General features: G+C 65.3%; 26 protein-coding genes and 1 tRNA gene. 15 read left to right on the top strand and 12 right to left on the bottom strand.

The features are described 5' to 3' along the window. On the bottom strand, positions 1–633 hold a 633-nt coding region (locus AX681_RS01930), incomplete at its 3' end, for a dienelactone hydrolase family protein (RefSeq protein WP_066681570.1). 68 nt (positions 634–701) lie between these two features. Between AX681_RS01930 and gpmA the strand changes: the two genes are divergently transcribed. Further along, positions 702–1,388, top strand: a complete 687-nt coding sequence (gene gpmA, locus AX681_RS01925) for a 2,3-diphosphoglycerate-dependent phosphoglycerate mutase (protein WP_066663548.1) — start codon at positions 702–704, stop codon at positions 1,386–1,388. A gap of 126 nt (positions 1,389–1,514) precedes the next feature. Here gpmA and AX681_RS01920 read toward each other — a convergent pair whose 3' ends face one another. Beyond that, positions 1,515–1,940: an OsmC family protein gene (locus AX681_RS01920; RefSeq protein WP_066663565.1), complete on the bottom strand. Its 426-nt coding sequence runs from the start codon at positions 1,938–1,940 to the stop codon at positions 1,515–1,517. 139 nt (positions 1,941–2,079) lie between these two features. Here AX681_RS01920 and AX681_RS01915 point away from each other — a divergent pair, with 139 nt between their 5' ends. The 3 genes from AX681_RS01915 (at position 2,080) to AX681_RS01905 (ending at position 4,907) form a co-directional block, all read left to right on the top strand. Beyond that, entirely contained in the window at positions 2,080–3,177 is a 1,098-nt protein-coding gene (locus AX681_RS01915; protein WP_066663551.1) for a sensor histidine kinase, read from the top strand. 101 nt (positions 3,178–3,278) lie between these two features. Further along, positions 3,279–4,079 carry a LytR/AlgR family response regulator transcription factor gene (locus AX681_RS01910; RefSeq protein ID WP_066663554.1) on the top strand — a complete coding sequence of 267 codons (801 nt, stop codon included), beginning with the start codon at positions 3,279–3,281 and terminating at the stop codon, positions 4,077–4,079. A gap of 75 nt (positions 4,080–4,154) precedes the next feature. Further along, positions 4,155–4,907, top strand: coding sequence for an isocitrate lyase/PEP mutase family protein (locus tag AX681_RS01905; RefSeq protein WP_066663556.1), 753 nt, complete (start codon positions 4,155–4,157; stop codon positions 4,905–4,907). 31 nt (positions 4,908–4,938) lie between these two features. On the opposite strand, the gene AX681_RS01900 is transcribed toward AX681_RS01905, so the two are convergent. Together AX681_RS01900 and AX681_RS01895 are read right to left on the bottom strand one after the other, a co-directional pair. Next, a complete protein-coding gene (locus AX681_RS01900) occupies positions 4,939–5,199 on the bottom strand; it encodes a DUF3297 family protein (protein ID WP_066663558.1) in 261 nt (86 codons plus the stop codon). An 81-nt stretch (positions 5,200–5,280) separates the two neighbouring features. Beyond that, positions 5,281–5,655 carry a hypothetical protein gene (locus AX681_RS01895; protein ID WP_082738090.1) on the bottom strand — a complete coding sequence of 125 codons (375 nt, stop codon included), beginning with the start codon at positions 5,653–5,655 and terminating at the stop codon, positions 5,281–5,283. Positions 5,656–5,819: 164 nt separating this feature from the next. Between AX681_RS01895 and AX681_RS01890 the strand changes: the two genes are divergently transcribed. The 5 genes from AX681_RS01890 to AX681_RS01870 all read left to right on the top strand — a co-directional run bounded on the left by AX681_RS01890 (position 5,820) and on the right by AX681_RS01870 (position 8,786). Beyond that, positions 5,820–6,221, top strand: coding sequence for an EVE domain-containing protein (locus AX681_RS01890; protein WP_066681569.1), 402 nt, complete (start codon positions 5,820–5,822; stop codon positions 6,219–6,221). A gap of 88 nt (positions 6,222–6,309) precedes the next feature. After that, complete coding sequence (gene ybgC, locus AX681_RS01885) at positions 6,310–6,777, top strand: tol-pal system-associated acyl-CoA thioesterase (RefSeq protein WP_066665052.1); 468 nt, start codon at positions 6,310–6,312, stop codon at positions 6,775–6,777. A 7-nt stretch (positions 6,778–6,784) separates the two neighbouring features. Then, positions 6,785–7,498, top strand: a complete 714-nt coding sequence (gene tolQ / locus AX681_RS01880) for a protein TolQ (protein WP_066665049.1) — start codon at positions 6,785–6,787, stop codon at positions 7,496–7,498. Continuing rightward, a complete protein-coding gene (tolR, locus tag AX681_RS01875; protein WP_066665047.1) occupies positions 7,498–7,932 on the top strand; it encodes a protein TolR in 435 nt (144 codons plus the stop codon). The genes tolQ and tolR overlap by 1 nt, the downstream gene beginning before the upstream one ends. Beyond that, positions 7,932–8,786, top strand: a complete 855-nt coding sequence (locus AX681_RS01870; RefSeq protein WP_231734847.1) for a SapC family protein — start codon at positions 7,932–7,934, stop codon at positions 8,784–8,786. The genes tolR and AX681_RS01870 overlap by 1 nt, the downstream gene beginning before the upstream one ends. A 363-nt stretch (positions 8,787–9,149) precedes the next feature. Here the strand turns inward: AX681_RS01870 and AX681_RS01865 are convergent, their stop codons facing one another. Beyond that, the gene (locus AX681_RS01865) at positions 9,150–9,989 is read right to left on the bottom strand and encodes an N-formylglutamate amidohydrolase (protein WP_066659335.1); all 840 of its coding nucleotides are present in this window, start codon (positions 9,987–9,989) and stop codon (positions 9,150–9,152) included. A 138-nt stretch (positions 9,990–10,127) separates the two neighbouring features. Between AX681_RS01865 and cpdR the strand changes: the two genes are divergently transcribed. Continuing rightward, a complete protein-coding gene (gene cpdR / locus AX681_RS01860) occupies positions 10,128–10,505 on the top strand; it encodes a cell cycle two-component system response regulator CpdR (RefSeq protein ID WP_066659337.1) in 378 nt (125 codons plus the stop codon). Positions 10,506–10,574: 69 nt separating this feature from the next. Then, positions 10,575–10,649 (top strand) — tRNA-Val (locus AX681_RS01855). A 294-nt stretch (positions 10,650–10,943) separates the two neighbouring features. On the opposite strand, the gene AX681_RS21730 is transcribed toward AX681_RS01855, so the two are convergent. From AX681_RS21730 to AX681_RS01825, 7 genes are read right to left on the bottom strand one after another with little or no spacing between them, the layout of a single operon-like run. Beyond that, positions 10,944–11,369 carry a hypothetical protein gene (locus AX681_RS21730; RefSeq protein WP_156442699.1) on the bottom strand — a complete coding sequence of 142 codons (426 nt, stop codon included), beginning with the start codon at positions 11,367–11,369 and terminating at the stop codon, positions 10,944–10,946. Between the two features lies 1 nt (position 11,370). Then, a complete protein-coding gene (locus AX681_RS01850; RefSeq protein ID WP_066659339.1) occupies positions 11,371–11,610 on the bottom strand; it encodes a hypothetical protein in 240 nt (79 codons plus the stop codon). Continuing rightward, entirely contained in the window at positions 11,607–13,589 is a 1,983-nt protein-coding gene (locus AX681_RS01845) for a heavy metal translocating P-type ATPase (protein ID WP_082737922.1), read from the bottom strand. Before AX681_RS01845 ends, AX681_RS01850 begins: the two co-directional genes overlap by 4 nt. Beyond that, positions 13,586–16,810 carry an efflux RND transporter permease subunit gene (locus AX681_RS01840; RefSeq protein ID WP_066659341.1) on the bottom strand — a complete coding sequence of 1,075 codons (3,225 nt, stop codon included), beginning with the start codon at positions 16,808–16,810 and terminating at the stop codon, positions 13,586–13,588. Before AX681_RS01840 ends, AX681_RS01845 begins: the two co-directional genes overlap by 4 nt. A 3-nt stretch (positions 16,811–16,813) precedes the next feature. Next, entirely contained in the window at positions 16,814–18,007 is a 1,194-nt protein-coding gene (locus AX681_RS01835; RefSeq protein ID WP_066659343.1) for an efflux RND transporter periplasmic adaptor subunit, read from the bottom strand. A 2-nt stretch (positions 18,008–18,009) separates the two neighbouring features. Continuing rightward, on the bottom strand, positions 18,010–19,287 hold the full coding sequence (locus AX681_RS01830; RefSeq protein ID WP_066659348.1) for a TolC family protein: 1,278 nt from the start codon (positions 19,285–19,287) through the stop codon (positions 18,010–18,012). Positions 19,288–19,347: 60 nt separating this feature from the next. Continuing rightward, positions 19,348–19,689: a hypothetical protein gene (locus tag AX681_RS01825; protein ID WP_156442700.1), complete on the bottom strand. Its 342-nt coding sequence runs from the start codon at positions 19,687–19,689 to the stop codon at positions 19,348–19,350. A 346-nt stretch (positions 19,690–20,035) separates the two neighbouring features. Between AX681_RS01825 and AX681_RS01820 the strand changes: the two genes are divergently transcribed. The 4 genes from AX681_RS01820 (at position 20,036) to AX681_RS01805 (ending at position 26,149) form a co-directional block, all read left to right on the top strand. After that, positions 20,036–20,407: a hypothetical protein gene (locus tag AX681_RS01820; RefSeq protein ID WP_066659352.1), complete on the top strand. Its 372-nt coding sequence runs from the start codon at positions 20,036–20,038 to the stop codon at positions 20,405–20,407. Between the two features lie 68 nt (positions 20,408–20,475). Further along, positions 20,476–21,714, top strand: a complete 1,239-nt coding sequence (locus tag AX681_RS01815) for a TolC family protein (RefSeq protein WP_066659354.1) — start codon at positions 20,476–20,478, stop codon at positions 21,712–21,714. Continuing rightward, positions 21,714–22,970: an efflux RND transporter periplasmic adaptor subunit gene (locus AX681_RS01810; RefSeq protein ID WP_066659355.1), complete on the top strand. Its 1,257-nt coding sequence runs from the start codon at positions 21,714–21,716 to the stop codon at positions 22,968–22,970. Before AX681_RS01815 ends, AX681_RS01810 begins: the two co-directional genes overlap by 1 nt. 11 nt (positions 22,971–22,981) lie before the next feature. Next, positions 22,982–26,149: an efflux RND transporter permease subunit gene (locus AX681_RS01805; RefSeq protein ID WP_066681568.1), complete on the top strand. Its 3,168-nt coding sequence runs from the start codon at positions 22,982–22,984 to the stop codon at positions 26,147–26,149. Positions 26,150–26,193 lie beyond the last annotated feature (44 nt).

Raw genomic sequence — 26,193 nt, 5'->3', positions numbered from 1 at the left:
TTTGAGGCTGGGGTCGGTGAAGGCGTGCCCTGCCCCGCCAAACCCAAGAAGCTGCCAATCCGCCCCCGCCGCAGTCAGTTCGGCGGCGAGGCCGGTCACCGCTTCGGGCGGGGCGAGTGGGTCTTCCCAGCCGTGGCAGATCAGCAGCTTTGGCTTGATCGGGGTCGGATAGGCATAGCCCGGCGGGTCGAAGATGCCGTGGAAGGCGACCACGCCGCGCACGTCGCCTCCCGCACGAGCAAGATCGATGACCGACTTGCCGCCGAAGCAATAACCGATGGCCGCAGTGCGGGTCGCATCGACCTGGGGCAGCGCGTGGAGCACGGCAAGGCTGGCGAACAGGCGGTCCCGGAGCAGCGGGCGATCGGCGTTGAGCGCGTTCATATAGACCGCGGGATCGGGCGATTCGCGGGTGGTGCGCTTGCCCTGGCCATAGACGTCGGCGACGAAGCCGACATAGCCGAGCGCCGCGATCCGCTCGGCCGTGACGCGATCCTGCTCCTTCTCGCCCAGCACATTGGGGACGATCAACACGCCGGGGCGCGGAGCGGTCCAGTCGGCATCAGCGACCGCGACACCCTCGAACGGGCCGCCGGGGCCGTCATAAATGATGGTCTGTCTTTCAATCGCCATGGCCATCCTCCGTTGCCCTGTCGGTCCTATCCGCTAAGGACGCGGGCAAAGTCCTGCAAGGAGGTCCCATGCCCACGCTCGTCCTGATCCGCCACGGCCAATCGTCCTGGAATCTGGAAAACCGCTTCACCGGATGGTGGGACGTCGACCTGACCGAGCAGGGCGTGAAGGAAGCCTGGGCCGCGGGCGAGCTGATGCGCGAGAGGGGCCTCGACTTCGACATGACCTATACCAGCTTTCAGAGCCGGGCGATCAAGACGCTCAACCTGGCGCTGGAGGCGATGGGGCGGCTGTGGCTGCCGACCGAGAAGAGCTGGAAGCTCAACGAGCGGCATTATGGCGGGCTCACCGGGCTCGACAAGGCGGAGACCGCAGCGAAGCATGGCGACGAACAGGTCAAGATCTGGCGCCGCAGCTTCGACATCCCGCCCCCGCTGCCCGAGGAAGGATCGCCCTGGGACCTGGCCAAGGATGCGCGGTACAAGGGCATCGCGATCCCGCAGACCGAGAGCCTGAAGGACACGATCGCGCGCGTGTTGCCATACTGGGAAGAGCGCATCGCGCCGGACCTGCGCGCGGGCAAGCGCGTGCTGATCGCCGCGCACGGCAATTCGCTGCGCGCGTTGGTCAAGCATCTGTCGGGGATTTCGGATGCGGATATTGCGGCGCTCGAGATCCCGACGGGGCAGCCAATTGTGTACGAGCTGGCAGATGATCTGAGCGCCACGGATCGCTATTATTTGAGCGAGCGGTGAAACGAAAAACTTGTCACCCCGGCCTTGTGCCGGGGTCCACTGCGCGGCGTGCGCGAAGCGAGAGGCTCTAGCGCCGCGCTTGCGTCACGGTGGACCCCGGAACAAGTCCGGGGTGACGATGGTGAATCAGTTCAGCTTGTGCGCCAGGCTGACTTCGGCGTTGAGCAGCTTCGACACCGGGCAGTTCTTCTTCGCCTCGTCGGCGAGGTCGGCGAACTGGTCGGCATCGATGCCGGGGACATTGGCTTCGAGCGTCAGGTCGGAGCGGGTGATGGTGAAGCCGCCGTCCTTCTGCTCCAGCTTGACCGCCGCCTTGGTTTCGAGCGTGCCTTCGCTGAACCCGGCGCGGGCGAGCGCGAAGCTCAATGCCATGGTGAAGCAGCCGGCATGGGCGGCGGCGATCAGTTCTTCGGGGTTGGTGCCGGGCTCTTCCTCGAACCGCGTGTTGAAGCCGTAAAACTGGTCGGTCAGCACGCCCGACTGGGTCGTGATCGCGCCCTTTCCGTCCTTGCCGAAACCGGAATAGCGGGCGGTGGCGGTGCGGGTGGTCATCGGCATGTCTCCTGATCGGTGGCGATCCCGGTACGGGGTCACGAGTCGTGTATAGGCAACGCTGCAACGATATCATGACGGCCACGTTCCCGCATTCTTCCCACAGGCCGACCGGCGATGTAGAGAAGCCGCCGACACGATGACCACGCCGACGATCTTTTCCCGCCCCTTCTTCGAGCAGAAGAGCCGCGCCTTCTGGATGCTGCAGGGCGCGGGCTGGGGCGGCTATCTGCTGCTGCGCGCGGTTTCGAACTTTTCCAACCGCAGCTTCAGCTTCGAGGATCTGATCCGGGTCACGATCGAGGCGATCGTGGGCTATTGCCTGACTTTGCTGTTGTCCGCGCTCTATGGCTATTACCGGCGGCTGCCGCGCATCACCGGCGTGCTGGCGTCGATTGCGACGCTGGCGGCGGCGACGTTGGTCTATGCGGTGCTCAACGCCTTTACCGTGTCGGTGATGCGCGGCGATCCGGGGATCGAACTGGTGCTGATCCTGGGCAGCCTGTTCCTCAACTTCACCGTGCTGGCGGGCTGGTCGGCGCTGTATTTCGGGATCAACTTCTATCTGATCGTCGAGGATCAGATCGACCGGATGCAGGTGCTGGAGAATCAGGCGAGCTCGGCGCAGCTGGCGATGCTGCGCTATCAGCTCAACCCGCATTTCCTGTTCAACACGCTCAATTCGATCTCGACGCTGGTGCTGCTCAAGCAGACCGACCGGGCCAATGCGATGCTGGCGCGGCTGTCCAATTTCCTGCGCTATACGCTGGCGAACGAACCGACCGCGCATGTCACGCTGGCGCAGGAGATCGAGACGCTGAAACTGTATCTCGAGATCGAGAAGATGCGGTTCGACACGCGGCTGAAGCCCGAATTCGACATCGACCCGCGCACCGCCAAGGCGCGGCTGCCGTCGCTGCTGCTGCAGCCGCTGGTCGAGAATGCGATCAAATATGCGGTGACTCCGCAGGAGGAAGGGGCCGAAATTCGCGTTTCGGCTCGGCTCAACGGCGAACGGGTGCAGATCACCGTATCCGACACCGGCCCGGGATTGATCGAAGGCAAGAACCGGCCAAGCCTTTCCACCGGGGTCGGGCTTACCAATATCCGGGAACGGTTGGCGCAGACATTTGGCGCGGAACATCGCTTTTCGACACGTTCGGACCCCGGAACGGGTTTCCGCGTTGAGATCGAGATTCCGTTTCAGGTCGAGGAGCAAGCCAAGGAGGCAGCCTGACCGGAACCGGGCCGTAACATCGAGTTAAGAGGATCAAAGGCAGGGGTTGTGGGCGTCGGACCGGGGGCATCGGAACGACGCGTTTTTGAGTAGAGAGAGATATGACAATCCGCACCATCCTGGTCGATGACGAACCTTTGGCCATTCAGGGCCTCGAACTGCGCCTCGCCGCGCATGAGGATGTCGAGATCATCGACAAGTGCCAGAACGGGCGCGAGGCGATCCGGTCGATCAAGACGCACAAGCCCGACCTGGTCTTTCTCGACATCCAGATGCCCGGATTTGACGGCTTTTCGGTCGTGCAGGGGCTGATGGAGGTCGAACCGCCGCTGTTCGTGTTCGTCACCGCCTATAGCGACCATGCGATCCGCGCGTTCGAGGCGAATGCGATGGACTATCTGATGAAGCCGGTCGACGAGGGTCGCCTCGCCGACACACTGGAGCGCGTGCGCCAGCGCCTGACCGAGAAGCGCGGCGTCGAAGAGGTCGAGAAGCTCAAGGAAGTGCTGGCCGAGGTCGCGCCCGAGGCGGCCGAGGAGTTGGCGTCGAGCGACGCCGACGTGTCGTCCAGCCGCTACGAAAAGCTGATCAACATCAAGGATCGCGGGCAGATTTTCCGCGTCGATGTCGACACGATCGAGGTGGTCGAGGCGGCAGGCGATTATATGTGCATCAAGACGGCGGACAATACGCTGGTGCTGCGCGAGACGATGAAGGATCTGGAAAAGCGGCTCGACCCCCGCCGGTTCCAGCGCGTCCACCGTTCGACCATCGTCAATCTGGACCAGGTCAAGCAGGTCAAGCCGCACACCAATGGCGAATGCTTCCTGGTGCTCGATTCGGGATCGCAGGTGAAGGTGAGCCGCAGTTATCGCGACGTGGTGGCGCGGTTCGTTCACTGACGGTGTGATCGCAACAATCGGGATTGTTCCACTTTCGTTCCAGCCCTATCGTGCCGGGAACGAGAGGGAGCGATCATGAGCCGATTCGAGGAATTCGCAGCGCTGCATGTGCCGGGCGCGCCGCTGGCGCTGGTCAATGTGTGGGACGCCGGATCGGCCACCGCGGTCGCGGCAGCGGGCGCGAAGGCGATTGCGACGGGCAGTGCGTCGGTTGCCGCGGCGCACGGCTTTTTCGATGCCGAGGCATTGCCGCTCGATTTGGTGCTGGCCAATGCGCGGCGGATCGTGGGCGCCGTCGACCTGCCCGTGTCGATCGATTTCGAGGGCGGCTATGCGGTCGATCCGGGCGCGGTGGCGTCGAATGTCGGACTGCTCGCGGCGACGGGCGCAGTCGGCTGCAATTTCGAGGATCAGGTGATCGGTGGCTCCGGGATGCACGCGCCCGAGGTGCAGGCGGCGCGGATCGCCGCGATCCGCGCCGTGACCGGGCCGGATTTCTTCATCAATGCGCGCACCGACATCTTTCTGCAGGCGGAGGCGGAGACGCATGATGCGGCGAAGGTCGACGCCGCCATCGCCCGCGCGCATGCCTATGCGGCGGCGGGGGCGAGCGGGTTCTTTGTGCCGGGGCTGGCCGATCTCGACCTGTTGGCGCGGGTGTGCCGCGAATCGCCGCTGCCGGTGAACTTCATGGCATTTCCGGGTGCACCGGATGCAGCGGCGGTGGCCGCGGCGGGCGTCGCGCGGATCAGCCATGGGCCGTTCCCGTTCCGCGCGGCGATGCGCGCGGTGGAGGAGGCAGCGCGGGCGGTGTTGGTTAGCAGGTGATCCTCCCCTGCAAGGGGAGGATTTAACGCATTCAGCTCTCGCCTTCGCCTTCGGGCGTGCTTTCGAACCACGCCTCGACCGGGCCGGACAGCTTGATGGTCAGCGGATTGCCCTTGCGGTCCATGGTCTTACCGACCTGGACGCGGATCCAGCTTTCCGAGATGCAATATTCCTCGACATCGCGGCGTTCATTGCCCTTGAAGCGGATGCCGATGCCGCGCTGGAGCAGCGCCTGGTCGAAATAGGGGCTCTTCGGATTGACCGAGAGCCGGTCGGGGGGAGTGTCGCTCATGGCGCGCGCCTCTAACCCGAAATGCGCGCAAACAAAAGCGGCGCGAAACCGGAGTTTCGCGCCGCCCTGTGATCCAGTCGCTTAGCGGCAGTAGCGCACCTTCACGCGGTGACCCAGATAGGGGTCGTAGACGCGGCGAACGGTGCAGCCGCGCCAATTACGGCGCTCATAATCGCGGTAATAATGGCTCTGCGGCGGGTAATAGCCGCGCTGGCGGTAATAGCCGTCATAGCCGTGATAGCCGTGGTCGTAGCGGTCATAACGATCATAGCGGTCGCGGCTCGAGCTGGCGATCGCGGCGCCGATCACGACCCCGGCGATGCCGGCGGCGATGGCGGCGCCGGTATTGTCACGGTCGCGGTGGCGATACCGCTGAGCCTCAGCCGGCGCGGCCGCGGTGAGCGCGGTGGCGCCGAGGGTGAGACCGAGCACCGCCTTGGTGATCATCGTCTTCATGTCTTCCTCCTCGTGCATCTGCACATTCCGACGTCTCAACGCTCTGAGGTCCGTCTGAATAGCCTTTTGTGCGAGTCGAACTGAACGGCTGCGGAATCGTGCGTTCACTTGCGGTTTAGATCAAGGGACGCGATGGAGGCGGCGAACAAGGAGTGCCGAACCCGATGAATCTGTGGCTGATGAAATCCGAACCCGATGTGTTCAGCTGGGACGATCTGGTGCGCGACGGCAGCACCGAATGGGACGGCGTGCGCAACCATACCGCCGCGGGCAATCTGCGCGCGATGAAGGTCGGCGACCGGGCGTTTTTCTATCACAGCAATATCGGGCTGGAGATCGTCGGCATCATGGAAGTGAGCCGCGAGGCCAAGCCCGATGGCGAGGGGAAACATTGGGTGTCGGTCGAGATGAAGCCGGTCGAACCGCTGCCCAACCCGGTGACGCTGAAGATGGTCAAGGCCGAACCCCGACTGGCGGCGATGGAGCTGGTCAAATATTCGCGGCTGTCGGTGGGGAAGGTCAGCGCGGCGGAGTGGGACGTGGTGCTGGAGATGGCAAAAGCCTGACCCGCGGAACTCCGCCGCCCCCGCCCCGTTCGTCGCGCGTGCGCCCCATCCTGCCCGTGACAGTTGAACTTCGATTCCCCCCGCCGCTATGGGCAGTGCGGTGAGCGAATTGGACCCTCCCCCCGCGTCGGGCCGTTTCGACGGTGTCGAGCATCTCTTCCCGGTGCGTGTCTATTTTGAGGACACCGACCTGTCGGGGGTGGTGTATCACGCCAATTACCTGCGGTTCATGGAACGCGCGCGATCGGATATGCTGCGCTGTGCCGGGATCGATCAGCGGGCGGCGCATGAGGCGGGCGAAGGGGTTTACGTCGTGCGTGACATCGCCATCCGCTATGTCGCACCCGCGCGGCTCGACGATGCGTTGGTGGTCGTCAGCCGGGTGCTGCGCGTGCGGGCGGCGGCGGTGAATATTCAGCAACGAGTCATGCGGAACGGGGAATTGCTGACCCAGGCGGATGTGGAAGCGGCGTTCGTGACCCCGGCGGGGCGCGCGCGGCGGCAACCGCCGGAGTGGGTCGAAGCGTTCGTGCCGCTGGTCTGGAAGGGAAACTGAGCGACACATGGACTGGATCGCAAATCTGAAATTCGACAGCGCATCCTATCTCGGGCTGTTCTTGCAGGCCGAATGGGACGTGAAGGCGATCATGGTCGGTCTGGTGCTTGCCAGCATCTGGACCTGGGCGATCATCCTGTCGCTGCGCGGGCGCATCGCCGCCGTGCGCAAGGCCGCAGAGCGGTTCGAGGGCGATTATCGCAAGACCGACGATATCGACGCCTTTTACAAGCTGCATGGCGACGAGGATCATCCGACCGCGCGGGTGTTCGCTGCGGGCGTGACCGAATGGCGGCGGTCGACCGGCGGGCGCGCGCTCGACAAGGACGGCACGCGCGAGCGGCTGGCGACGACGATGGGCGCGGCGGTCGCGCTGGAGGTCGATCGGCTGTCCGACCGGCTCAACATCCTCGCCACGGTCGGTGCGACCGCGCCCTTCGTCGGGCTGCTCGGCACCGTGCTCGGCATCATGCGCAGCTTTACTGCGATCGCGGGGCAGCAGAGCACGTCGCTCGCGGTGGTCGCGCCGGGCATTGCCGAGGCGCTGTTCGCGACCGCGATCGGCCTGTTCGCCGCCATCCCCGCGGTGATCGCCTATAACCGCTTCAGCCATGGCATCGACAAGGTCGAGGCGCGGCTGAACCGCTTTGCCGATGGCTTCCACGCAACCCTCAGCCGCCAGCTCGACAGCGCGCCGGCGAGCGGCAAGCCGCTGCTCTGATGGGCGCGAAGCTCCCCTCTTCGCGCGGCAAGGGGCGGCGCGCACCGATGGCGGACATCAACGTCACGCCATTGGTCGACGTGATGCTGGTGCTGCTGATCATCTTCATGGTCACCGCGCCGCTGCTGACCGCGGGCGTGCCCGTGAACCTGCCCGAAAGCCGCGCCAAGCCGCTGGAACAGGACCAGAAGCCGGTCCAGATTTCGATCGACGAGCGCGGCACGATCTTCATCGACGACAGCGAGGTGGCGGAGGACCAGTTGCCGAGCCTGCTCGCCGACATCGCCAGCGCGCGGGGCGAGGACAAGCCGCAGGTGTTCCTGCGCGCCGACACGCGGCTCGATTATGGCAAAGTCATGCGCGTGATGGGCGAGCTCAACCGCGCCGGGCTGAACAAGGTGTCGCTCGTCACGACGGGAGAGGGCAAGAACTGATGGCGGTGGCGATCGACCGCAGGGAAGGCGTTGGCATCGCGGTGGCCGTGATCGGCCATGCCGCGCTGTTCGCCCTGCTGTCGCTCGCGATCATGCCCAAGGTCGATCCGCTCGACATCAAGCCTACCCCCATCGAAGTGTCGCTGACCGACGAAGCGGGGCTGGTGAGCGAAGCGCCGGTGATCGAGAAGGAAGCGCCCGCCGAGCGGCTGGCCGAAGTCCCTGCCCCGCCCGAACCCGATTCGCCGCCGCCGGTGCCGGAGACCCAGCCCGAGCCGGTGCCGCTGGCGCTGATGGGCCTGAACGAGGGCGTGAACGTCTTCTTCGACGAAGACGGCAAGCCGCGCGGAACCGAGCCGATGTACATCCCGGCCTATGTCCGCCGCTATCCCTTCCTGCTCGCGCGGCTGCGCCCGGACGCGGAGGAGCTGTCGCTGTGCTTCGATCCGACCACCGAAACCATCGGTGCGTTCGACGAAGGCGATGCGCTGTTCGAGGACGGCAAGCCGAGCGAGCTGGTGCAGCAGATCCTGAAGTTCAACGAGGAGTTCGAGATTGCGGGCCAGAAGACCGGCGCGTTCCTCAAGGAACTCAACGATATGGGCCTGCTGATGGATGGCGAAGTCGCGATCCAGCCGGAAGGCGCGGCGCAGCCCTATATCTATCGCGGTTTCCGCATGGTCGACGAAGCGAAGCTCAACGAGCTGCGCGGTGACCAGCTGCGCAAGATCCAGCAGAACGGCATGCTGCCGCTGATTTACGCCCATCTCTTCTCGCTGGGCCTGACCCGCGAGATTTTCGGTCGCCAGATGGCGCTGGGCGCGGTCGCGCCGCAGATCGCACCGACGGTCTGATCCTTTCGCCTCCGGGGCTGCACAGGTTGCCTCGGAGGCGAAATGCGGTCCCGGTCAGGGCACCGGACCCACCGACACCCTCCATTCGTCGCATTTCCGACTGTGGCCTTGAAGCCACGGTCAAGCATTACTATACTGTGTTCAGCGCGGTTTCGTGTCCCCCCTTTCGCGGACCCGCGCGGCACGCCTTCGGGCGTGTCTCCTCCCTGAACCTAGGCCGCCCGGTGGCAACACCGGGCGGTTTTTTGTGAGTTGTTGATCAGCTTTGCTGATGCGGTGCCAGCCCGCTCCCCCACCCGGCCACCCATTGAAGATACCTTGTGGGTGGCCGGGTGGGGGAGCGGGCTGGCACCGCTATCCGATCTATTGCGCGGCGTCGGCGAGGGGTAATGCTTCGTCAGCAACCGCATCGATGATCGCGCGCAGCAGGCGGGCGGTGGATTCGAGACCTGCCCCGGGCCGATCGCGGCGACGATCAAGATACAGGCTGCGGTCGAACTCGAGCTGGATCGCGTGGATGTTGCTGGCCGGATCTGCATGGCGCTCCAGCACATGGCCGCCGGCATAGGGCGTGTTGATCGCGCTGCGTACCCGAGCGGCATGCGCCACCCCCTCGATCCGCGCGACAAAGCGCGCCGCGCTCGACCGACCGAAGCGGTCGCCGATGACGAGGCGGGCACCGCCGGGTGCCAGCGGGGGCATGGAGTGGACGTCGATCAGCACGGCCACCCCGAACCGCGCCCGCGCCGCCGCCAGCGCAGCGGCGAGCGCGGCATGATAGGGGCGGTGATCCTGCTCGATCCGCGCGCGCACTTCTTCGGCGGCGAAGCGCCGGCGCCACAGATCCGCACCGCCCGCACGCCGGGGGATCAGCCCGAGCCCGCTGCGCAGCTTGAGCGACTGGGCGGCTTCGGGCACCGGTTCGGCCCCCTCGTCGATGCGATGGTCGCGCTCATGCTCGGCGCGGTTGAGGTCGATCCAGGCGCGCGGCCGGTTCGCCACCAGCATCGTCTCGATACCGCGCGCCGCCAGCGCCAGCGTATCGGCATGGCGATCCTCGAGCGGAAGCAGGCTGTGCAGCGGCACGCGCAGCGCCGCGCGCAGCGGTAGCGGATAGTCGCGCCCGGCATGCGGCACCGACAGCACGACCGGCGAAACGGGACATTCCGGACCGTGACGGTCAAAGGACGGCGGCGCGTTCACGGTCAGAACCTATGCGGCGATGTGCGCCGCCGCAACGCCCGGCATTGGCCGGGCCGCCGCATGGCTGGAATTTCTTAAGGGCTTCGCGCATAGTATCGCGGCGGGCACCGCGCCGCATCGGCCGCAGACGAGGGGTGAATGATCAGGATCTTGTTGGCCGAGGACGATCAGGTGATGCGTGAGTATCTCACGCGCGCGCTGGAAAAGTCCGGCTATGCCGTCACCGCCGTCGACCGCGGCACCGCTGCGCTGCCGCTGATCGAGACCGAGCGCTTCGATCTGTTGCTCAGCGATATCGTCATGCCCGAAATGGACGGGATCGAGCTGGCGCAGCGCGCCGCCGAGATTGCGCCCGACATGCGCATCATGTTCATCACCGGCTTTGCCGCGGTGACGCTGAAGGCGGGGAAGCAGGTGCCGCAGGCGCGCGTGCTGTCCAAGCCGTTCCATCTGCGCGATCTGGTGCTGGAGGTCGACCGGCTGTTCGAGTCCGGGCAAATCCCCAGTCTGAATTGAAACGGGTGCTTGCATCGCGGGGCGACCCCCGCTAGAGCGCCGCTTCCCGAGATTCGCCGCAAGGCGAGTGGGCGTGTAGCTCAGTGGTAGAGCACTGTGTTGACATCGCAGGGGTCGCAAGTTCAATCCTTGCCACGCCCACCATGATAAAGCCCGCTGACTCAACGAGTTAGCGGGCTTTTTCGCGCCCCGATCTCGCGATTCGACAAGGCGCACTCCGGTGTTTCTCCGGTGAACCCGCCGAACGAACGTTGAACATCCAGGGAACGCGAAGGGTTCCCCGATCTGCTAGGTTGTCGATTAGTGCGCTCGAGCGGCGTGGAATTCGGCCGCGCCGATCCTGTAGATTAGCTCGGCAGTCAGGTGACGCCTCGGCAGCTTTGCGCCCCAATTGCGGTCATTCGACCAGCTACCGCAGACGCCAATAGCTGCCGTTGGTTAGCTAAAAGTCTCGCTCGGCATATGCGGCCAGCCGTGATGATACCGGGCCGAAATCCGCTCGATATTTTCATATGCGGTGCCAGAAAGCACGACGCTGAACGATCGACTCCCTCTACCTCGGCGCGACAGCGGCCCAGGTCGCGTGGCAACTGTTCGGGCCTCACGCTGGTCGGCGAAAACCGCGGTCACGTCGATGTGGCCGCGGTTGGATCGATACACGCCGTTGCGGGGGCGAATGGTGCCGACCACCCTTATGCCGCTGCCAACCTGATAGGCGTGCAGCCAATAGATCCTGACCGGATCGCCCGGCGCGGTGGCCGCCAAGGGCTGCAACGGGATCGGCTGCAATTTCGCGCATCCCGACAGCACTATCGATGAAACCAGCGCTGCAAGCGGCACGAGCCGCCGTGAAATGGGAAGCATCTCACTTCTCCTGAATATTGTTGCGGCGCACGCCCATCCGCCAAGGGCGCAGCGGCGAGGGCAGCACGAGGTGCAGTTGCGCAGCACGTCCGCGAACTGCATCGACCGTTCGATGCAGTTTTCGGGCGATCTTGGCCGGCGGCTGCCGTGCTTCGATCATCTGCGAGAGCACCTTGTCGTCAGCCTCGGTCCAGGGGCGCGGCTTGCGACGCCCGGCGGTGTCGATGGGATCGCTGCTCATTCGCGATAAGCCAGCAAGCGCAGAGCGTTGAACACGACCAGCAAGGTCGACCCCTCGTGGATCATGACCGCCGGTCCAATGCCCAGGCCCAGGATCGTCGCGGGAACAAGAAAGCCGACGATGCCGAGGCTGACCACGAGGTTCTGCCGGATGATGCCGCGTGTCTTGCGGCTGAGGCCGACCGCGAACGGCAGATGGGCCAGGCCATCCGCCATCAGCGCAACGTCAGCGGTTTCGAGCGCGACATCAGACCCGGCCGCTCCCATCGCGATACCGACCGTCGCATTGGCCATCGCCGGCGCGTCGTTGACGCCATCGCCGACCATCGCGACCTTCGCTTCACCCCGCAGCTTACGGATCGCCTCGACCTTGTCCTCTGGCAGCAGGTCGCCCCATGCTTCGTCCAGACCGACGTCGCGCGCGATCGCTTCGGCGACCTTCTGGTTGTCGCCCGAGATCATGATCATCCGCGTGATGCCGAGCGCATGAAGCCGCGCGAGCGTATCTTTCGCGGCCGCGCGCGGCGTATCCATGAGCCCGATCGCACCGAGATCGCGCTCGCCGCGACGGACCACCATCGTCGTCCGCCCGCCGTCGCGCAGCCGGGCGATAGCGTCGCTCATGACATCGGAAAGCGGTTTGATATCGCCGGTGCCGAACATCTCGGCCTTGCCGATCAGCACCGGCTCGCCGTCGATCTTGGCCGTGACCCCGCGCCCGATCAGGCTGGCGAGATCGGTCGCGACGGGGAGGTCGGCCTGACCAAGCCGATCCTCGCCGTCCTTCGCAATGGCACGCGCCAGGGGATGGTCGCTCAGTCGCTCGACCGCCACCGCGACCGCGAGCAGGTCGCGCTCATCCACACCGTCCCTTGGAATGATATCGGTGATGCGCGGACGCCCCTCGGTCAGCGTGCCGGTCTTGTCGAAGGCGATGGCCTTGAGGGCCCCCAAATCCTCGAGCGGACCGCCACCCTTGACCAGAACCCCGCCTCGAGCGGCGCGCGCTACACCGGACAACACGGCGCTCGGCGTCGCGATGGCCAGCGCGCAAGGGCTTGCCGCCACTAGCACCGCCATCGCGCGGTAGAAGCTGTCGCGAAACGGCTCATCGATTACGACCCAGGCAAACAGCAGCACAACCGTGAGCAGCAGCACCGATGGCACGAACACACGCTCGAACCGATCGGTGAAGCGCTGCGTCGGCGACTGGCGTGTCTCAGCTTGGCTGACCAGTTCGACGACGCGTGCCAGAGTCGTCTCGCTGGACTTGCGCGTGACCTCGACCTCGATCAGACCGCTGCCGTTGATCGTTCCGGCGAACACGCGATACGGCGCTTCGATCATGTCCGGTCTGGCTCGTGCTGCCGCATCGTCGGACACCGGCCGTTTATCGACGGGCATGCTTTCACCCGTCACCGGCGCCTGATCGATACTGGTCGTTCCCTTGACGATGAAGCCGTCCGCCGGCAGCCGCTCGTCAGGCTTCACCACGACGGTATCACCAACGACGAGTTGTTTGACCGGCAGTTCGACCAGACTGCCATCGCGGCGCACCAACGCCGTCTGCGGCGCAAGCTCGGCCAGCGCCTCGATCGCGCGCTTGGCGCGACCCATCGCGTAATTCTCCAGTGCGTGGCCAATGCTGAACAGAAACAGCAGCAACGCGCCTTCAGCCCATGCACCCAGAATTGCTGCGCCGGCCGCTGCGACAAGCATCAGCGTGTCGATCTCGAAGCGCTTTTGCCCGAGATTGTCGATGGCTTCGCGCAGCGTGAAGAAGCCACCGAACAGATACGCCGCAACATAGCAGACAAGTGGTATCCAGCCGGGCGGATCGAGCAGCTTCTCGACAGCAAAGCCGATCCCCAGCAGTCCGCCGCATATCAGCGCGAAGATCAGTTCGGTATTTGCACCGAAAATCCCGCCATGCGCGTGATCATGCTCGTCATCGGGCTTGTTATGAGTCTGACCGGTCATGCGATGGCCTCCGTTTGACGGATGTCGCCCTGTTCGACCTCGGCCACGTTGGTCTCACGCCGACCATAGCGAGCGTAGAGGGTAGGCAGGACGAACAGGGTCAGTAGCGTTGCCGAGATCAGGCCGCCGATGACGACCGTTGCGAGCGGCTTCTGCACTTCGGCGCCCGATCCGGTGGCGATCGCCATCGGGACGAAGCCGAGCGATGCCACCAGCGCGGTCATCACGACCGGCCGCAGCCGGGCAAGCGCGCCCTGCCAGGCCGCATCGGCACGTGCGATGCCGCGCGCCATCAGGTCCTGGATCGACGTGACCATGACGAGACCGTTTAGAACAGCGATGCCGGACAGCGCGATGAAGCCCACCGCCGCCGAGATCGAGAAAGGCATTCCGCGCAGGAATAGCGCCAGCACCCCACCGACCAGCGCCAACGGCACGCCGGTGAACACGATCGCGGCGTCGCGCACGCTGCCCAAGGCCCCGTAGAGCAGCAGGATGATCAGCGCGAAGCAGGCCGGCACCACCAGCATCAGCCGCTGGCTGGCCGATTGCAGATTCTCGAACTGGCCGCCCCATTCGAGATACTCGCCGGCTGGCAGACGGACTTCACTGGCGATGGCTGCGCGGGCGTCTTCGACCACTCCGGCCACGTCGCGGCCCCGAACATTGGCCTGCACCACAACACGGCGCTTGCCGTTCTCGCGGCTGATCTGATTGGGGCCAGCGGTCACCGCGATGTCGGCGATGCTCTCCAGCGGCACGAACGCGCCATCTGGTGTCGGGACGGGAACCTGCCCCAACGTCTGGAGATCGGCTCGCGCGGCGTCGGTCAGCCGGATCGTCACCGCGAACCGTCGGTCGCCTTCGAAGATCATGCCGGCGTCACGTCCGCCGATCGCAGCGGCGAGCGTGTCCTGCATGACCTGCGCGGTAATGCCGAGGCGCGCCATCGCATCGCGGTTGGGCCGGATGTCGAGCATCGGCAGCCCTTCCGTCTGCTCGACGCGCACATCGGTCGCGCCTTGCACCTTGCGCAGAATGCCCGCGATCTGATTGGCGGTCGCGTTCATCGTGTCGGTGTCGTCGCCGAACACCTTGACCGCGATGTCGCCGCGCACGCCGGCGATCAGCTCGTTGAAGCGCATCTGGATCGGCTGGCTGATCTCGAAGGCGTTGCCGGGCAGGCTTTCCAGCGCCTTTTCGATCCTGCCGACCAGTTCGGCCTTGGACAACTTTGGATCGACCCAGTCCTTGCGGTCCTTCATGATGATGAAGGTGTCGGAGATGTTGGGCGGCATGGGGTCCGAAGCGAGCTCGGCGGTGCCGGTCTTGGAGAAGACGAACTTGACCTCAGGGATCGCCGAGATTGCCCTTTCGACACGGAACTGCATCGCCTGGCTCTGTTCGACCGAGGTGCCCGGCACGCGCAGCACCTGAGCGGTCGCATCGCCTTCGTCGAGTTGCGGCAGGAATTCCTGCCCCAGCATGGCAAATGCACCGATCGCCAGCACGAACGCGCCGACCGCAGCAGCGATCGTGGCCCTCGGTCGGTTCATCGCCTTGCCGAGGCCCGGTTCATAACGCCGCTTGAGCCAGCTCATGATCCGGCCCTCCTTTTCCTCGACCGGCTTCGAGAGCCAGATCGCCAGCATCGCTGGGACGAAGGTCAGCGAGAGAACGAAGGCGCAGACGAGCGCGAGGATGACGGTCAGCGCCATCGGCGTGAACGTCTTGCCCTCCACCCCGGTAAGCGTCAGTAGCGGGACATAGACGAGGATGATGATCGCCTGGCCATAGACCGAGGGGCGGATCATCTCGCGTGTCGCGCTCGCCACCGCGTGCAGCCGCTCGCCCTTGTCCAGCGTGCGGCCGATATGATGCTGGCGTTCGGCGATGCGCCGCAGCGCGTTCTCGACGATGATCACCGCGCCATCGACGATCAGCCCGAAGTCGAGCGCGCCGAGACTCATCAGGTTTGCCGACACGCCGCCCCGCAGCATGCCGAAACTGGTCATCAGCATGGTGATCGGGATGACCAGTGCCGCGATCAGCGCCGCCCGGAAATTGCCGAGCAGCAGGAACAGCACCACCACGACAAGCAACGCGCCTTCCGACAGGTTCTTGGCGACGGTCTTGATCGTCGAGTTGACCAGTCCGGTGCGGTCCAGCACCGGCTGGATGATGATGTCGGTCGGCAGCGAGGCGTTGACTTCGTCCAGCCGGGTGGCAACCGCGGATGCGACGTTCCGGCTGTTCTCGCCAATCCGCATGATCGCGGTGCCGACGACGACTTCCTTGCCGTTCTCTGACGCCGAGCCCATCCGGGTCGCCTGACCCAGCTTCACCGTCGCGACCTGATTGAGCAGGATCGGCACGCCTTCGCGGGTTGCGATCACGGTCCGGGCAAGCTGGTCGGCATTGGCGATGCGCGCGTCGGAGCGGACCGCGAGACCTTCGCCGTTGCGATCAACGACGCCGGCGCCGACAGCGCTGTTGTTTGCTTCGAGCGCAGTGGCGAGGTCGCTGAGACTGAGCTTGAGCGCCGTCAGCCGCTGGACATCCGGGACAACCTGATACTGTTTTACATAGCCGCCGATCGAATCGACGCCGGCCAGACCGGGCACGGACTTGAGCAACGGCGCGACGATCCAGTCCTGCGCGGTGCGCAGATAGGTCGCCTTGTCCGCCTCGCTGACCAGCCGGTCACCTTCCGGGGTGATGTAGCTACCGTCTGGCTGGATGCCCGGCTCACCCGCCTTGTGCTTGTCCTCAGGCCGATGGGCCATGTGGACCGTCCACATATAGACTTCGCCGAGACCTGTCGCGATCGGCCCGAGTTCTGGCGCGACGCCCTCGGGCAGGTTCTCCTCCGCAGAGCGCAGACGCTCCGCTACCTGCTGGCGCGCGAAGTAGATGTCGGTCGAGTCGGTGAACACCGCCGTCACCTGCGCAAAGCCGTTGCGGCTCAACGATCGGGTGTATTCCAGGCTGGGAATGCCCGCGAGCGCGGTCTCGATCGGGAATGCGACCTGCTTCTCGACCAGCTCGGGTGAAAGCGCCGAGGCGCGGACGTTGATCTGCACCTGATTGTTGGTGATGTCGGGAACGGCATCGATCGGCAGCCTCGACAGGGACACTGCGCCGATCAACGCGGCAATGAGGGTCACGAGCAGCACGAACCAGCGCCGCTCGACCGCGAAATTGACGATACGTTCGATCACGGATCAATGCCCCCCGTGCTCAGCTTCGCCCTTGGCGAGCTCTGCCTTGAGCGTGAAGCTGCCATTGCTGGCGACTTCTTCGCGGCCGGTGAGGCCGGACGTGACGGCGACAGTGCCAGCACCGCGAGCGCCGAGCGTGACCGCCTGTGCACGAAAGCCGGTTGGCGTGCGGACAAACACGGTGTTGCGGTTCTCGACCGTCTGAACCGCGGCAGCCGGCACGCTGACCGCGCCGCCATCTTCACCGGGCAAATACAGGATCGCAGAGACCGGCTCGCCGACACGCCACTGGCCGGCGCTGTTGTCGATCAGCGCAATGGCGGTAACCAGCCGCGTCGTTTCGTCGAGCACCGGCGACACGAAGCTGAGCGGCGCGGCTGAGCGGCGGCCACCCGCGCTGATCTCGACCGGCGTGCCGACCCGCACGCGCGCGGCATCGGCCGGTGAGAGCGAGACGGTCACCGCGACGCGCGCGAGGTTGGAGACGCGAAACAGCTCGGCATCCGCCGCGACGGTCTGGCCGAGCACGACGGGCCGTGCGGTAATGCGGCCGCCGATCGGCGCGACGACGCCAATGCGGTTGAGCGAGCCAGCGCTGACGCCAGCGGCAGAAACCTGCTGTTGCGCAAGACGCTGCGCAATGTTCGCCTCGGTGGCTGCGGTGCGGGCAGCGATGAGATCGCGTTCCGGCGAGACGCGGAGCTTGAACAGCCGCTCTTCCCGCCGCAGGTTGGATTGCGCAAGCGCGGAACGCGCCAGCGCCGCTTCGACCTCGGCGCGCAGGGATGCGGCCTCCCGGCTCTCGATCACGGCGACGACCTGACCGCGCGCGACGGGTTCGCCGAGATTGCGGTTCAGCGCGACGATGCGGCCGCCGATCGCCGCGGAAACAACTTGCGTGCCCTGCGGATCGCCTTCGATCGTTGCGGGGAGGGTCAGCGCGCCGCCACCGGAGGATGACACCCGGACGACCTCGATGCCGGCAGCCTTGATCTGCTGCGCGGTCAGCGTGATGGCGCCTTCCTCACCTTCGCCTTCCTCATGAGCGGCTTCATTGCCGCCATGATCATCCTCCGCCTCTGCGCCGGCCTCCGCAGCGGCGGCGGTGTTGTTGACGGCGTCCTCGCCGCCCGAGCAACCGGCCAGTAACATCGCCAGGACAAACGGAGCCGCGGCTCCGGCCATGAGCTTCTTCATCGTCAATTCCCTGTTTGCGCCGGCGACGGGGCCGGCGTGGTCAGCCGGGCGAGTCGCGCCTCGGCATCATGATATTGCGCGCGTGCGTCGATCGCGGCGGTTCGGGCGTCGAGCAGCGCCTGTTCGGCTTCAAGCAGCACCAACTGGTCAAACTTGCCCTCGCCATAGCCGATGCGTGCAATGCGCGCCGCCTCTTGCGCGGCGCTGAGTGCAGGGCCCGACGTTCTAACACCTGCTGCCGCTCGATCGCGGTCGGCGCGCGCCGCAGTGATCGCACGTTCGGCCTCGAAGCGGGCGAGCCGCCGCTTGGCTTCACTCTGATTGCGCAACGCCGCAGCCTGACTCACGGCGGCCCGGCCATTGTTGAACACGGGCAGCGGCACCGACACGCCGAATACCATCGCCATGTCGCCGCTCGCTTGAAGACGGCGCGTGCCCGCGCTTACTGTCAGGTCCGGGATGCGCTGGCTGCGCGCGAGGCGGAACTGTGCATCGGCTGTAGCGACATCGGCACCGGCCGCCGCGAGCGCGAGCGTGCCGTCTGCATTCGCCGGCACTGCCGGCCCCCTCCGAATGCTCTCGATCCGGTCGAACCACGGCTGGTCAAGGCCGCCTGGGATGCTTGCGCCGACGAATTGGCCAAGCGCGAGCCGGCTCGCCTCAGCGCTGCGCTGCGCACGCTCCAGTTCGGCCTCGGCATTTGCGGCCAGCAATGCCGCGCGCTGCTGATCGATGGGCGAGTTCGCCCCCGCTTCGACCCGGTCACGCGCGATACGCAGGTTCTCGCGCGTGACCCCAAGCTGGTCCTGGGCGATCGCCAGTCTTCGCTCGGCAGCGACCGCCTCGATATAGGCTTGCGTGACTTGCAGCCGCAGATCCGCCCGAGCGATGGCGGCATCGATCCGTGCGCGCACGGTCTGCGCATCGGCGACCGCGATACGCGCCGGGCGTTTGCCGCCAAGTTCGAGCGGAAGCGCGAACCCGATCGTTGTTTCGGCTTCGTTGATACCCTTGTAGGGGCCGGTGCCGATGACGTTTTCGACATCGGCGTTAAGCGTCGGGTTAGGCCGCAATGCCGCGACGGCACGCCCCGCCTCAGCCGCTGCGATGCCGAGCGTCGCAACTTCGTTGGAAGGCGCGATCGCGCCAGCCTGCGCCAACGCTTCGTTAAGCGTGAGCGTCTCGCTTGCCGCAACTTGCGCTGGCGACGGCGAGCTTTGCGCCTGCGCAACACCTGCGCATGACGCCGCGGCGAGAAGCGCCGCGTAGATGGACTTCATGATGGAAAACTCCTGACAACCACAAACAGCCGCCGGGCGTCAGCCCGCGGCGAAAGGTCATCAGGCTTGCGGAGGTCTCAGCGCGGGATCGAGCACGGCCGCCGCCAGCACGCTCGCGGGCCCAAGAATCCGCTCATCCTCATGCACGTTCAGCGCTGCCGCCAAGGCGACATCGTTGAGCGACGCGAAATGATGGCCATGGCAGCCGCCATGCTGATGCGCGATGTTCGGGTCACCCTTGCCGGTGTCCGGCGCATCCTGGCTTGCGTGATCCGCATCGACGCCCGGCAGCGTCTGGGCCGTTTCAATGCAGATTGTCCGCTCGACCGCATGCGCGACCGGCGCCGTGCCGATCGACAGCAGCGCAAATGCACACAGCACCAAGGTGAACAGACGGATCATCCCAACGCCGCGATAGCCTGTCGAGATCTCATTGTCATCAACAAAACCAATTTTCAATGCAGTTGATACAGCGTATCATATCAATAATCGCATGATCATGCTCAGAGACTATTTTAAATTACCCCCGTGGTGTTGATGATCGACTGCGCCGAATAAGGTTTGCTGGATAGATCGATAAATCATTCCGACTTATATAAAGCGCTCGACTTGTGAATCCTTCGCCGCACTCAGTTCCGCTCGAGCGATCTCGTCGATAGACTGCCGCGTTAACCCTTTTCTGGGCTTCATCTCGATGTTACCGTGTATCATGTTGCGGGCCGTTAGATCACCTGCTAACGACCACCACATGGAGCGCATCCTGTCAGCCTTGCTCATTCTCGTCCTGGCGTTCTCGCACGGGCCGATGAGCGCGGCTGTGCCCCATCTCGATGGCTCCACGCATGAGCATGTTCGCATGGTCGATGCGGATCATCATGACGATCATGGAAGCGACGACTCGCAGTTCGCGAATACCGATGATGCGAGCGCCAAGCCGGATGATTTCGGCAAGGCGACGCATGGTCTGGGTCATCATACCCACGTCGCCACCGATGGCGTGCCGAGCAGCGGGGTGAGCCTTGCCGCGCGCTCGATCGACCGGGACCGCCTGCTGCCGGGCGACGACGCGCGCCTGCGCTCGGCGCTTCTCGAACCGCTCCCCGAGCCGCCCTCAGCCTGATTCCGTGCCGTCCGGTGCGTGCGCCTGTTCGCGCGCGCCGCTGACCGTTCAGGATCAGGAGATTTTCAATGTATTCCCTGTTCAGGGCCGCGCTTGTCGTGGCCGTCTGCCTGCCATCGGCGGCGCTTGCCCAAGGGCAGCCGCTGACGGTTGAGGACGCGATCCGGCGCACGCTCGCCGCCACCCCGCAAACCGCCTCAACCACCGCCCGGATCGAGGCGCAGACCGCCGCGCGTACCGCCGCGGGTCTTCGTCCTCAACCGAGTTTCGACGTCACTGCCGAGAATTTCGGCATCCCCACTGGCGATCTCTACAATCAGTTCCAGATCACCGGCAGCTATAGCCAGCGCATCGAGCGCGGCGGCAAGCGCGAAGCCCGCGTTGCGCTTGCCGATCGCGAGATGGATGTGACTCGCGCCGAAGCGATCGTCATCAGGCTCGATCTTATCGCTCAGGTTCAGCGCCTGTATGTCGAGGTGCAGGCGACCGAAGCGTCGATCGGCATCGCCAGGCAGCGCCTGACGCTGGCCAAGATGGTCGAAGCGGAGGTCAAACGCCGTGTCGCGTCCGCCAAGGATCCGTTGTTCGCCGGCATGCGCGCGGCGACCGGCGTGTCCGAGGCCAATGTCGATCTTGAACTGGCGATCCATGCCCGCGATGCCGCGCTCAAGCGGCTGACAGCAATGTGGGGCGGAACGCCGACCGACCTAAGTGTGCCGAACAGCGATTTCCTGTCTTTCAAGGAAGAGCCGCTCGGTCCGTCCAAGCCATCGCCAGCGGATCTGGCCGTCTATGCCGCGCGCGGCGCGCGTGCCGATGCGACGATCAATCTGCAAACCGCCAATGCCAAGCGCGATCCCACACTGTCGGCGGGGCCGCGTTTCATCGGCACTGGCGATGTCGCGCTGGTCGCCGGCGTGTCGCTGCCACTGGGCGGCCGTCGCCTGGCAGATGCGCGCGTTGCCGAGGCACAGGCCGAACGTCGTCGTGTCGATGCCGATCTCGCCGTCGAACGCTTCACCCGCGAACGCGCCATCGCGCTGGCGGTCGAAAAGGTCGAGGAAACCGCGCACGAAGCCGAGGCGATCCGCGATCAGGTGATTCCGAACGCCGATCTTACGCTGATGGAAGTCCGGGTCGGCTATAATCGCGGCTTCTTCAGCTATGTCGATGTCTCGGCGGCGCAGACCACGCTCGCCAATGCCCGCGCACGCATGGTCGATGCCGTGCGCCGCCACCGTGAGGCCCGGGTCGAACTCGACCGTTTGACGGGCCGCTTTACCGAACTTGCCAAGGGGGAATATTGATGGCCCGCATCCACGCCGCGCTTGCCGCGGCGCTCATCCTGCCGTTGCCGCTGATCGCGTGTGGCGGCGATCCCGCAACCGAAAATGCCACATCGGAAGAAGGCGGCGAAGCCGCTGCTGCCGGTGACTATGAACGCGGTCCGCACAATGGCCGCATGCTGCGTAATGACAATTTCGCGTTGGAGATCACCGTGTTCGAGGACGGCGTGCCGCCCGAATACCGGCTCTATGCCTATCGCGACAACAAACCCGTTGCGCCCGGCGAGGTCCAGGCGAACCTCACCATCCGCCGGCTTGACGGCGAGGTGACAGCGTTCAGCTTCAAACCCGAGGAAGACTATCTGCGTGGCAACGCGACGCTGGTCGAGCCGCACAGCTTCGACGTCGAGGCGAGTGCGACCGAGGGCGGTCGGAAGCATCAGTGGCAGTTTCCGTCCTATGAGGGGCGTGTCTCGATGCCAGCGGCGGCAGCGCGCGCCGCAGGGCTGGAGTTCGAGAATGCCGGCCCGGCCGAGATCGGCGAGGCGCTCGAACTGGTGGGACGCGTCGAACTCGATCCCGCCGCAACGGCGGAGGTCGGCGCGAAGTTCCCCGGCCGCGTCGTCTCGGCAACCCTCAATATCGGCGATCGCGTGCGGCGCGGCCAGGTCGTCGCGCGGGTCGAGAGCAACGAGAGCATGCAGATCTATGCGGTGACCGCCCCGATCAGCGGCGTCATTACCGAACGGCGCACCAATCCCGGCGAGGTTGCTGGCACCGAGCCGATCTACATCATCGCCGACCCATCCCGCACCGTCGCCGCATTCCCGGTGTTCCCACGCGATATGGAGCGGGTTCGAGCCGGTGCGCCGGTGCAACTCGGATTGCTGGAGGGCAACCGCACGGTTGCCTCGACCATCCGTAACTTCAACCCACTCGCCGATCCGAGCACGGGCGCACTCGTCGCCCGCGCACCGCTCGCCAATCCCGACGGGTTCTGGCGGCCGGGGATGAACGTCAAAGGCGTGCTGACGGTGGACAAGCGACAGGTGCCGCTCGCGGTCAAGACCGACGGGTTGCAGAGCTTCCGCGACTTCACTGTGGTCTTCGCCAAGGTCGGCGACACCTATGAGGTGCGCATGCTCGAACTGGGCACGCGCGGCCCGGTCTGGACCGAGGTCAAGTCGGGGATCAAGCCCGGCCAGACCTATGTCGCCAAGGGCAGCTACGTCATCAAGGCGGACATCGAAAAGTCCGGCGCCAGCCACGATCACTGAGGATAGCAGCCATGCTTGAACGCATCATAAGGCTGTCGATCCGACAGCGCTGGGCCGTTCTGATCGCAGCGATGCTGCTGATCGGTATCGGTATCTACTCGTTCGGACGGCTCAAGGTCGACGCCGTTCCCGACATTACCAACGTCCAGGTGCAGGTGAACACCTCAGCGCCCGGCTTCTCGCCAATGGAGGCGGAACAACGCATCACCTATCCGGTGGAGACGGCACTTGCTGGCCTGCCGGGACTGGAGTTCACGCGATCAGTCTCGCGTGCCGGTCTCAGCCAGGTCACCGTCGTCTTCAAGGACGGGACGAACATCTATTTCGCCCGCCAGCTCGTCAACGAACGGCTGCAAGGTGCGCGTGAGGCGCTTCCACCCGCCGTCGAACCGGCGATGGGGCCGATCGCGACCGGCCTTGGCGAAATTTTCATGTACACGCTGGAGGCCAAACCCGGCGCGGTAAACTCCGATGGCTCGCGCTACACGGCGGAAGACCTACGTACCCTCCACGACTGGGTGGTGAGACCGCAGCTGCGCAACGTGCCGGGCGTGACTGAGGTCAATTCGATCGGCGGCTATCGCAAGCAGTTCGTGATCGCCCCGATCCCGGCACGGCTTTCGGGCTATGGCCTCAGCGTTGCCGATCTCACCCGCGCGCTCGAACAGAATAACAGCAATGTAGGCGCGGGCTATATCGAGCGTTCGGGTTCGCAGTCGATCATCCGCGTGCCGGGACAGGCAAGCGGGCAGACCGATCTTTCCGGGATCATCGTCGCCTATCGTCAGGGTACGCCGGTGCGCGTCGCAGATGTCGCCGATGTCTCGATCGGATCGGAAATCCGGCAGGGCGCGGCGACCAAGGACGGGCGTGAAGTGGTACTCGGCACCATCTACATGCTGGTCGGCGAGAATGCGCGCGAGGTGAGCGTCGCGGTGGCCGAGCAGCTGGAGACGGTCAACAAGTCGCTCCCATCGGGTGTCTGGGCGGTCACGATGTATGACCGCTCGAAGCTGGTCGAGGCGACGATCGGTACGGTCGAGAAGAACCTCGCCGAAGGCGCGTTGCTCGTCATCGTCGTCCTGTTCCTGCTACTCGGTAACATCCGCGCGGCATTGATCACGGCGGCGGTGATCCCGGTCACGTTCCTGATGACCATCACCGGCATGGTGGCCTGGGACATTTCGGGCAACCTCATGAGCCTCGGCGCGCTCGACTTCGGCCTGATCGTCGATGGCGCAGTGATCATCGTCGAAAACTGCCTGCGCAGGTTCGGCGAGGCACAGCACCGGCTCGACCGGATGCTGACGAAGGAGGAGCGGTTCGACATCGCCGCATCGGCTTCGGCCGAGGTGGTGAAGCCAAGCCTGTTCGGCATCGCGATCATCACGATCGTCTACCTGCCGATCTTTGCACTGACCGGTGTCGAGGGGAAGACGTTCCACCCGATGGCGATCACCGTCGTGCTGGCGCTGACCGCGGCGGCAATCCTCTCGCTCACCTTCGTGCCGGCAGCTGTGGCGACGTTCGTCACTGGCAAGGTCAATGAGAAGGAAAGCGCCGCGATCAGGGCCGCGAAGCGCTGGTATTCGCCATTGATCGACTGGGTACTCAAGGCACGGGTCGCGGTACTCGCCGGCGCGGTGGTGCTGGTGGCGCTCAGCGGCGTTGCGGCGACACGGCTGGGTTCGGAATTCATTCCGCAACTCGATGAAGGCGACATCGCCCTCCACGCGCTGCGCATCCCTGGCACCAGCCTGACACAAGCCGTGCAGATGCAATCCGCGCTGGAGAACCGCCTCAAGCGCTTCCCGGAGGTGAAGGACGTCTTCGCGAAGATCGGCACCGCCGATGTCGCGACCGATCCGGTGCCACCCTCAGTCGCCGACACCTTCGTCATCATGAAGCCGCGGTCGGAGTGGCCGAATCCGCGTAAACCCAAAGCACAGTTGGTCGCGGAGATGAACGCGGCCATCCAGCGAGATGTGCCGGGTTCGCGCTACGAGTTCATCCAGCCGATCCAGATGCGCTTCAACGAGCTGATCGCGGGCGTTCGTTCGGACGTGGCGATCAAGATCGTCGGTGACGATCTCGACCAGCTGGCGGCGGCAGCCGAGCGCGTGGTCGGGATCGTCGCGGGGATCGAGGGTGCGCAGGACGTGCAGGCGGAGCAGGTCACCGGCCTGCCGTTCGTGGAGATCATTCCCGATCGGCTGCGCCTGAGTCAGCTCGGTCTCAATGTCACCGACGTGCAGTCGGTGGTATCGGCCGCAACGGCGGGCGCGGAAGCCGGACAGATCTTCGAGGGCGACCGGCGGTTCGACATTGTCGTCCGCTTGCCCGAGGCGATGCGGCAGGATCGCTCGATCCTCGACCGGCTGCCGGTGCCGCTGCCCGGTGAGAGCGGCGCGGCGCGCGGCAGTGTGCCGCTGTCCGAAGTGGCGACGATCCGCGAGACGACCGGTCCGAACCAGATCAGCCGCGAGGATGGCAAGCGGCGTGCGGTGGTCACCGTCAACGTGCGCGGCCGCGATCTCGGCTCGTTCATCGCGGAGGTTCAGCAGAAGGTGGCGGCGCAGGCCGACCTGCCGGAGGGCTATTGGGTCGATTATGGTGGTACGTTCGAGCAGCTTCAGTCTGCCTCGCAACGCCTCCAGATCGTCGTCCCGCTGACGCTGCTGTTGATCTTCGGGCTGTTGTTCCTGCTGTTCGGCTCGTTCAAGGATGCGGGAATCGTGTTCTCGGGTGTGCCGCTGGCACTGACCGGCGGCGTCGCGGCACTGTTGCTGCGCGGCATTCCGTTCTCGATCTCGGCCGGCGTGGGTTTCATCGCGCTGTCAGGCGTGGCGGTGCTTAATGGCGTAGTGATGCTGAGCTTCATCCGCCAGCTCCGCGAAGAAGGAATGAGCCTCGAAGATGCGATCCGCGAGGGCGCGCTGACGCGATTGCGTCCCGTGCTGATGACCGCTTTGGTCGCCTCACTCGGCTTCGTGCCGATGGCGCTCAATGTCGGCATCGGCTCGGACGTGCAGCGTCCGCTTGCGACGGTGGTGATCGGCGGGATCATTTCCTCGACGCTGCTGACACTGGTCGTGCTGCCCGCGCTCTACCGCATGGTCCACGGCCGCAAGGCGAAAGACGAAACCCCTACCACCGAACCGGCTCCGGCAAGCGCCTGAGCCTCAGCCACTCCCACGCCCTCGTCCCCCTGGGCGTGGGAGAC

The organism is Sphingomonas sp. CCH9-E2 (assembly GCF_001557215.1).
Classification (GTDB): Bacteria; Pseudomonadota; Alphaproteobacteria; order Sphingomonadales; family Sphingomonadaceae; genus Sphingomonas.
The sequence above is the reverse complement of the archived record's forward strand: the minus strand, read 5'-3'. Positions and strand labels throughout refer to the sequence as shown.